This window comes from Clostridium sp. UBA5119 (assembly GCF_002414285.1).
Taxonomy (GTDB): Bacteria; Bacillota; Clostridia; order Clostridiales; family Clostridiaceae; genus Clostridium_J; species Clostridium_J sulfidigenes.
In genome coordinates, this window is record NZ_DHYX01000098.1 from 69,219 (window position 1) to 78,564 (window position 9,346).

A 9,346-nucleotide genomic window follows, 5' to 3' on the forward strand; every position below is an offset into this window, starting at 1 on the left:
TGTGATGGAGGTTGGGAAACCATTAGAGATTTCCATGAGGAGGATTTTACCTATTGGACACCTAAGGAAGATGGCAAATACATGATAATGGTACAATCTAAAAAAAGAGATGGAAAAAAACCTATTGAATTTACATCTAGAATGGACTTTATCATAGGCTCTGTAGAAGAAAAGTTAATAAAAGATATTATCATTAGTAATAATGAAATAAAGTTAGGGGAAAAGATAGAAATTGATGTCGTACCTAACAAATTACCTATCATGTGTAAGTATTGGATAAAAGAAGATTGTAAATGGAATTTAATAAGAGACTACTCCATGGATACTAGTTTAAGTTTCACTCCAAACCGTGAAGGGGATATTGAGATTCTTATAGAGAGTAAAGAGGAAGGTTCAGACCATCAATTTGATGACTTTAAAAATGCAACCTTTAAGGTATTACCCATGGATGAAATAAGAATTAACAATATACAGTGCTTAACAGAAGAGCTGATAGTAGGTAATGAATTAACCTTTGAAATAGATGCACGCTTTGATGAAAATAGAGTTGTGTTATACAAATTTATGAAGATTGATGAATATGGCAACATGCATGTAATGCAGGACTTTTCAAGTAAGAGACTAGTCAGCTTCACAGAAATATTACCAGGTAAGTATAAGCTTTTATGTTTAGTGAAGGACATGTATTCCCATGAGAATTTTGATGATAGGGGGATAATACATTATACTGTAGATAAATATAAACCTATAAAAATTCTTAATTTCACTTCTGATTTAAGCTCACCACAGCTTGAAAAAACACCTATAGAGTTTAAGGCAATATGCTCTGGTGGAGATAAATTGCTCTATAAGTTTGTAGTAGATGGAAATTATCATAGTAGTTCAAATTTTACTACTAATAACAGTTATAAATGGATTCCAGAAAAAAGTGGCTTATATAGAGTTGAAGTTCTTGTAAAGGATAGTACCTATAAGGACGATTATGAAGAGAAGGCAATTATGGACTTTGTTATAGATGAAGATTGCACACAAAATGTATATATAAAAGAAATCAAGCTAAATAAGGACAAGCAAGTTCTTATAAATGAACCAGTTAAGGTAAATGTTCAGGCCACTGGTTCAAGAAATTTATTATATGAATTTATTGTGAAAAAAGAAGGTAAGGAAGTCCAATTCATAGAATATAACGAAGAAGATAATTTTAAGTTCACTCCTACTAGTGTAGGAAAATATGAAATAGAAGTTAAGGTAAAACATCTAAAATCTAAGAGAGACTATGATGTACATTCAGTGATATATATAGATTGTAAAGAATATATACCAGCTAAGATAGATTATATTCTTACAGAGAAGAAGTATATGTACCTTATAGGTGATGAAATAGTCTTAGAGGTAATAACAGAAAACACTAGCAATACTTTAACTAAATATAAGGTTGAAATCAATGGCAGAGAAGTTGAAACTACGGAATTTAGTAATGATAAGAAGTTTAAACTAATTCCAAAATGTGCAGGAGTATATACATTAAAAATATATTGTAAAAATATATTTAGTACTAAAAAGTATGATTGTAAAAAGGAATTGATTTTAGACGTATTACAAGGAGTTCCAGTAACTAACTGCAAAATAACCTTAGATAAAGAAGTAATAAGGTGCAATGAAGATGTTAACTTCTATGTGGAATGTGACGGTGGAAAAGATAATTTATATGAATTTTATTTAATGGAAAAGGGAGAATGGAAGCTAATACAAAAGTATAGTAAGAAAAATTATTATACCTTTATGCCTTTCTATAAAGGGTTTTACAAGATATTGGCATTATGTAAAAGCTGTTACTCTAAGAGTGTCTATGATGACTATTCCATTTATGAAATTCAGTGTAAGGAATAAGGTATCTTAAAAAATAAATAAGTGAAGGATGCCTAATAAGGTATAAAGAAACAAGGGAGATGAAGTAATGAGTTACGATGTGGGTAGTGTTTATGGAGGAATAAATAACTATATAAACAGCATAGCTACAAATGGAAATACTAATAGTAGTATAGGTTCAGTAAACAATGGAATTACTCAAAATCAATATGTTAATGGACTAGGTATTCTAAATGATACCTTAAGTTCTGGTACTGGTAGTGATGCCCTTACGGGACTAATGAGCTTAGGTTTAATGTCAGGGAGCTTTGGTGGAGGGTCAGATAGCAACACTTCTTCAAGCACTAGTGGATTTAGTTTAATCATGGCATCTTTACTAAAGGCCATGGGTGAAAAAGAGAGACAAACTCAGCAGGGAATAGATCAAAATAATAGAGCTTATAATAGTACTTCTAATGGTATAAATGATATAAGCAATGTCATTGTAAGAGCTATAGGAGGAGTAACTCCTTCCACAGTAGTAAGTGCTACAGGTACTGACTCTGAAAGAATTGAAAAAGCCATAGCTGATGCTTCAACTAAATATGGAGTAAATGCTAATTTAATAAGAGCTATAATTAAAACAGAATCAAACTTTAACCCTAATGCAGTATCGCCTGCGGGAGCTAAAGGATTAATGCAGTTAATGCCTTGCAACATAGATCACTATGGAGTTAATGATCCTTTTAACATAGAGCAAAATATTGATGCAGGTACAAGACACATAAAGGATTATCTTAAAACCTATAATTATGACCTAAATATGGCACTAGCAGCATATAACTTTGGACCAGGAAATATGGCATCCAGAGGAATCGGTAGCTCCAGTGACTTTTACAAATTACCATCAGAAACAAAAAATTATTTAGCGAAGATAAATAATTTAATATAATAACAAGGCTGTTTCAATGAAACAGCCTTGTTATATAGTACAATTAGTTTAAAATATTAGATTTATTTTTAAAGTAATGTTAAAATGGACTTTGGCTAATAATAATTAAAGTTAAATAATGAGTTAATATATAAATAAACTATTAATAAAGGATGGTATGATATGGAACGTTTAGATAAAATTTTAGGAAATTTAGGCTATGGAAGTCGTAAGGAAGTTAAGGTTAGTTGTAAAAATGGAGAGGTTGTTGTTGATGGAGAGGTTATAAAGGACAGTTCAACTAAGGTTGATCCAGAGACAGCAGTTATTGAAGTAAATGGAGAAAGGGTAATGTATAGAAAGTATGTTTACCTACTTTTAAATAAGCCAGCAGGAGTTGTAAGTGCAACCTTTGATAATTACGATGAAACTGTTATAGATTTATTAGATCCAGAATATCAAGTTTTTGAGCCATTCCCAGTGGGAAGATTAGATAAGGACACTGTTGGATTCTTATTCCTTACTAATGATGGGGCTTTAAATCATAAGTTAATCGCTCCTAAAAACCATGTAGATAAGGTTTATTATGCAGAAATAGATAAGCCCGTAAATGAAAAAGATGCTGAAAGTTTTAGAAAAGGGATTGTCATAGATGATGGTTATAAGTGTATGCCAGGAAAGTTAGAAATTATTTCTTCTACAGAAGATGGTTCTGAAGTTTTAGTTACAATACAGGAAGGTAAGTTCCATCAAGTTAAAAGAATGTTTGAAGCTTTAGATAAGTCTGTTGTATATTTAAAAAGAGTCAAATTTGGTCCTATGGAACTGGATGAAACACTAGAAGAAGGCGAATATAGGGAGCTTACTAAAGAAGAAATTGAAGTATTAAACAACTTATAGGGATTTATTAACTGTATATACATTAAATTGAATATAAAAGGTAATTTGGTGTAATGTGTAGAAAATATACAAAAAATATAGATAAAGTATAAATATTAACAATTAGTTTATATTTTTTATTATAAATTTACTTGAAAATTTATAAAATTATATATATAATATATATATAAATAGAATAAATAACCCCTTTTTATTTATACGTATAACCTAACCCCAAGGGTTATACAAGTTATTTTATGTCGAATATAATTGTATATTATTGCAAGGAAAAAACCCATTGGTTACCCCCGATGGGTTTTTTCTTGCAATAAAATTTATTTTTGGAAAACATATGTTTTCAAAGATAAATATAGAAATTATATAGCATATACTGTAAACTATATGTAATATGTAAATATCTAATGTAAAAAACACATAACATTGATTTAATAGAGCAATAATAGTAAATAGGTATACTAATTATAAACAGAGTTCTTAGCTTTTTTGAAGCTTTAGAGATGGTTGGCATCATATAAAAAAATAGTATGTATTAAGAGGATACATTACGTAAAGATGAGAGAAGTATGAAAGGAAGTGCATTATGAATATAAGAGAAGTACTTATAAGCTTTATGAAAGAAAAAGCTTATAAACCAATGAGTTTAAAAGAGTTGTCTAAAATATTTGGTATAGGTAAAAAAGAATCTAAAGATTTTTCAAACCTATTAAATGAAATGGAGAAAGATGGAGAAATAATAAAAAATAGAGCAGAGCTATATGGTATTCCAGAGAGAATGGGTATACTTAAAGGAGTTTTTGCTGCTCACCAAAAGGGTTTTGGTTTTGTAATTGTAGAAGAAGACAGACCAGATATATTTATCCCTGCTAGTAATGTAAATAGTGCCATGAACAATGACGTGGTATTAGTTAAAGTATTAAAAGATGAAAATAACGGTAAGAAATCTGAAGGAGAAATTATCAGAATTGTTGAAAGGAAGAATAAAAAACTAGTTGGAACCTATGAAGATAGTAAAAACTTCGGATTCGTTGTACCAGATGATAAAAAGATAGGTCAAGACGTATTCATTTCAAAAAATGATAGAAATGGAGCAAAATCAGGTCAAATAGTAGTGGTAGAAATCACTAGTTGGCCAGAAAAAAGAAGAAATCCAGAAGGAAAGATAATTGAAATCCTAGGAGAAAAGGGAGATAAGGGAATAGATATCCTAACTATAATTAGAAAACATAATCTTCCTGAAGAATTCCCATTACAGGTAGAGGAATATGCAGAAAGAATAGAAGATATGGTTCCTCAAAGTGAAATAGACAGAAGAAGAGATCTTAGAGATGTAACCATGGTTACAATAGATGGAGAAGATGCAAAGGACCTAGATGATGCTGTTTCAGTAGAAGTTCTGAAAAATGGAAACTTCAAGCTAGGAGTTCATATTGCAGACGTATCACACTATGTAAGAGAAAATAATGTCCTTGATAAGGAAGCCTTTAAAAGAGGTACCTCTGTATACCTAATTGATAGAGTTATTCCAATGCTACCTAGAAAACTATCAAATGGAGTATGTAGCTTAAATCCAAAGGTGGATAGACTTGCTCTTAGTTGCTTTATGGAAATTGATCCTACAGGAAAAGTAGTAGATCATGATATCTTTGAAAGTGTAATAAAAACTAATGAAAGAATGACTTACACTGATGTAACTAAGATTCTTAGAGATGAAGATGCTGAAACTATAGAAAAGTTTAAACATCTTCATGAAGACTTTAAGAACATGGGTAAGTTATTTGAGCTCTTAAATAAAAAGAGATTATCAAGAGGTGCCATAGATTTTGACTTTGAAGAATGTAAAATAATTCTAGATGATACTGGCAAACCAATAGATATCCTACCTCGTGAAAGAGCCATTGCCAATAGAATAATAGAAGAATTTATGCTAATCTGTAATGAAACTGTAGCAGAGCACTTCTTCTGGCTTAATGCACCATTTGTTTATAGAGTTCACGAAGACCCAGATATGGAGAAGTTATTACACTTTAGCGAATTCGTATATAACCTAGGATATCATGTAAGATTTAAAGAAGATGAGATTCATCCAAGGGAGCTTCAAAAGATTCTAGAAAAGGTTAAAGGCAAGAAGGAAGAAACAGTAGTTAGCACCTTGCTTTTAAGATCTATGATGAAGGCAAAATATTCCCAAGTATGTGTAGGACACTTTGGTCTTGCTGCTAAGTACTATTGTCATTTCACATCTCCAATAAGAAGATATCCTGACCTAGTAATTCATAGAATTATAAAGGAAATGATAAACGAAGGATTAAATTCCAAGAGAGAGAAGAGATTAAGAACCTTTGTAATAGATGCTTCAAAACAATCCTCTGATACAGAAAGAATGGCTGTGGATGCAGAACGTGAAGTAGATGACTTAAAGAAAGCTGAATACATGATGGATAAGATTGGAGAAGAATTCGAAGGAATCATATCCTCTGTAACTAGCTTTGGTATGTTCGTTGAACTTCCTAACACCATAGAAGGTTTAGTTCATATTAGTGAGCTTCATGATGACTACTATATCTATGATGAAAAGCATCTAGCTTTAGTTGGTGAGAGAACTAAGAATATCTACAGACTAGGGGATGAAGTTAAGGTAGTTTGCTCTAAGGTTGACATAGATGCCCACGATATTTACTTTGAAATAGTTAAACCAGAAGTAGAAGAAGAGGAAGAAGAAATGTCCCTAGACATCGATGATTTAATTTTTGGAGAATAAAATATAGTTAAGAAGTAAATGGACTTTCAAAAAATTAACTAATCTAATAAAAATGTTGAGCATGCCCATATATTATTAACGCTCAGCCATTTCGGAATATTAATAAGTTAAAATGTTTAGAGAATAAAAACTTAAGGATAAAAATTTAACATTATATAAGAAGAGATAAAATTTTATTTATTAAATTAAATATGATTTTATCTCTTCTTTTTTATGTAATTTGCTATAAATTAAGGTATATTAATAAAAATATAGGATAATTTTACATAATGGAGAGCAAAAATGAAAAAAAGATTGTTAAAAAGTTAAACAAATCAGATAAATTTTTAACAAAGTACTAGTATTTTTAGAAAAAGGTGGTATACTAAAATTATAAATGTTAAATAAATAACAAAATTTAAAGTTTATATTAGGGAGGTTCATATTATGGCACGTTTTACATTACCAAGAGACATATATCATGGAGAAGGAGCGTTAGAAACTCTGAAAACTTTAAAGGGGAAGAGAGCTTTCGTAGTTGTTGGTGGCGGATCTATGAAGAGATTCGGATTCTTGCAAAAGGTTGAAGACTACCTAAAAGAAGCAGGTATGGAAGTTGAATTATTTGAAGGTGTAGAACCAGACCCATCAGTAGAAACAGTTATGAAAGGTGCAGAAGCTATGAGAAGCTATGAGCCAGATTGGATAGTTTCTATAGGTGGAGGATCTCCAATAGATGCAGCAAAAGCAATGTGGATATTCTACGAATACCCAGAATTTACTTTTGAACAAGCAGTTATTCCATTTGGACTACCAGAATTAAGACAAAAAGCAAAATTCGTTGCAATACCATCAACTAGTGGTACAGCTACAGAAGTTACAGCATTCTCTGTAATTACTGATTACAAAGCTAAGATTAAATATCCATTAGCTGATTTCAATATAACACCAGATATAGCAATAATAGATCCATCACTTGCACAAACAATGCCAAAGACTCTAGTTGCTCATACTGGAATGGATGCTTTAACTCATGCTATAGAAGCATACACAGCATCACTAAGATCAAACTTTTCAGATCCATTAGCATTAAAAGCAATTGAAATGGTAAAAGAATACTTAATAGATTCTTATAATGGATGTGAAAAATCAAGAAACTTAATGCACGAGGCTCAATGCCTTGCAGGAATGGCATTCTCAAATGCACTACTAGGAATAGTTCACTCCATGGCGCATAAAACAGGAGCAGTATTCCACATTCCTCATGGATGTGCAAATGCAATCTTCCTTCCATATGTAATTCAGTACAACAGAACTAAATGTGAAGATAGATATGCAGATATAGCTAGAATGTTAAAATTAAATGGAAATACAGATTCAGAATTAACTGATTCATTAATAGAAATGATCAATGACTTAAATACAAAACTAAGTATTCCTCACTCAATGAAGGAATACGGTGTTACTGAAGAGGACTTCAAAGCAAATCTTGAGTTTATAGCTCACAATGCAGTACTTGATGCATGCACAGGCTCAAACCCAAGAGAAATAGACGACAAAACAATGGAAAGACTATTTGAATGCACTTACTACGGTAATAAAGTAGAGTTCTAAGTGACACTCCAAATCTTTGATTTGGTAAGTGGAACTTACTCATTGGAACAAAATGAGAAGGAGTTTCCTCTCGAGCAAAGCGAGAAAATAAATTTCTGATTTAGTTACTCGAACTTACTCATTGGAACAAAGTAAAAAGGGGTTTCTTTATAATTGGGGTAAAATAAACAATTTAGTTAGTGGAAGAAACTCCACTTAAAAAATGGGGTTTCTTATATTATGTTATAAATTCTGTTGAACTAAGGTACAGCAGATTTAAAAAATATCCTTATAATTCATCAAATCAAATCAAATCAAATCAACTTGGAAGAGCTGTCTCAAAGTAGAGTTTAAAAAAATTCTACCGTGAGACAGCTCTTCTAAGTTCTACTCCAAATCTATGATTTGGTTAAGTAGAACTTACTCATTTGAACGGAGTGAAAAGGAGTTTCCTATCGAGCAAAGCGAGAAAAAGAAATTTTTGATTTGGTTAAGTAGAACTTACTCATTTGAACGAAGTGAAAATGAGTTTCCTTACGACCAAGGGAAGAAAGAAATCTATGAGGAAATCACTGAAACCCCCACAGCGCCAACAACTAGTTAAATAGTTTCCTAGTTATATAGATAAATAGTTTCCTATATAAAAATAGAACTATTTAAAAAGTTTTATATATAAATATTTTTAATTTTAAATAGTTAAAATTCATATATTTCAAGGTTAATAATTACAATATTTTTATTTTAGGTTATAATAAAAATAGGTTATACTATACAATACATTTTAAATTTAGTAAAATCACATGTATAATGAGAAAATTATATATTAATCATAAAAGTAGGTGAAAACATGGCAAAGAAATTAGGAACTAAAACTTTAGTAGAAAATAGAAAAGCAAGACACGATTACTTCATAGAAGAAGCTATGGAAGCTGGAATAGTACTTGTAGGAACAGAAGTTAAATCTATAAGAGCTGGAAAAGCAAACCTTAGAGATAGCTATGCAGATGTATACAATGGAGAAGTCTTCGTAAAAAATATGCACATAAGCCCTTATGAGCAAGGAAACATATTTAACAAAGATCCTCTAAGAGTAAGAAAGCTACTTCTTCACAAAGGAGAAATAGATAAACTTTTAGGATTCACGGCTCAAAAGGGGTACACTCTAATACCACTTAGCTTATATCTTAAAGACGGTAAAGTAAAAGTAAACCTTGGAGTATGTAGAGGTAAAAAAGATTACGACAAGAGAGATGTAATGCTAGAAAAAGCAGCTAAGAGAGACATAGACAGACAAATGAAAGAGAAATACAGGTAAGAATCTAAATCTTTGATTTAGT

At 30.9% G+C, this 9,346-nt stretch carries 6 protein-coding genes; all 6 read left to right on the plus strand.

Features of this window, described 5'->3' with window-relative positions; genetic code table 11:
* On the plus strand, positions 1-1,890 hold a 1,890-nt coding region (locus B2671_RS15270; RefSeq protein ID WP_346871173.1), incomplete at its 5' end, for a triple tyrosine motif-containing protein.
* Between the two features lie 67 nt (positions 1,891-1,957).
* A complete protein-coding gene (locus B2671_RS15275) occupies positions 1,958-2,800 on the plus strand; it encodes a lytic transglycosylase domain-containing protein (protein ID WP_346871174.1) in 843 nt (280 codons plus the stop codon).
* Between the two features lie 162 nt (positions 2,801-2,962).
* Positions 2,963-3,679 carry a pseudouridine synthase gene (locus B2671_RS15280; protein WP_346871175.1) on the plus strand — a complete coding sequence of 239 codons (717 nt, stop codon included), beginning with the start codon at positions 2,963-2,965 and terminating at the stop codon, positions 3,677-3,679.
* 580 nt (positions 3,680-4,259) lie between these two features.
* Complete coding sequence (gene rnr, locus B2671_RS15285; protein WP_346871176.1) at positions 4,260-6,437, plus strand: ribonuclease R; 2,178 nt, start codon at positions 4,260-4,262, stop codon at positions 6,435-6,437.
* Between the two features lie 426 nt (positions 6,438-6,863).
* Positions 6,864-8,030, plus strand: a complete 1,167-nt coding sequence (locus B2671_RS15290; protein ID WP_346871177.1) for an iron-containing alcohol dehydrogenase — start codon at positions 6,864-6,866, stop codon at positions 8,028-8,030.
* Positions 8,031-8,856: 826 nt separating this feature from the next.
* Entirely contained in the window at positions 8,857-9,324 is a 468-nt protein-coding gene (gene smpB, locus B2671_RS15295) for an SsrA-binding protein SmpB (RefSeq protein ID WP_035131317.1), read from the plus strand.
* Positions 9,325-9,346: the final 22 nt, after the last annotated feature.

Excerpts from the sequence above, each read along its gene's own strand:
- rnr (WP_346871176.1), top strand. The coding sequence starts at position 4,260 with ATGAATATAAGAGAAGTACTTATAAGCTTTATGAAAGAAAAAGCTTAT.
- smpB (WP_035131317.1), top strand. The coding sequence starts at position 8,857 with ATGGCAAAGAAATTAGGAACTAAAACTTTAGTAGAAAATAGAAAAGCA.
- B2671_RS15290 (WP_346871177.1), top strand. The coding sequence starts at position 6,864 with ATGGCACGTTTTACATTACCAAGAGACATATATCATGGAGAAGGAGCG.
- B2671_RS15280 (WP_346871175.1), top strand. The coding sequence starts at position 2,963 with ATGGAACGTTTAGATAAAATTTTAGGAAATTTAGGCTATGGAAGTCGT.
- B2671_RS15275 (WP_346871174.1), top strand. The coding sequence starts at position 1,958 with ATGAGTTACGATGTGGGTAGTGTTTATGGAGGAATAAATAACTATATA.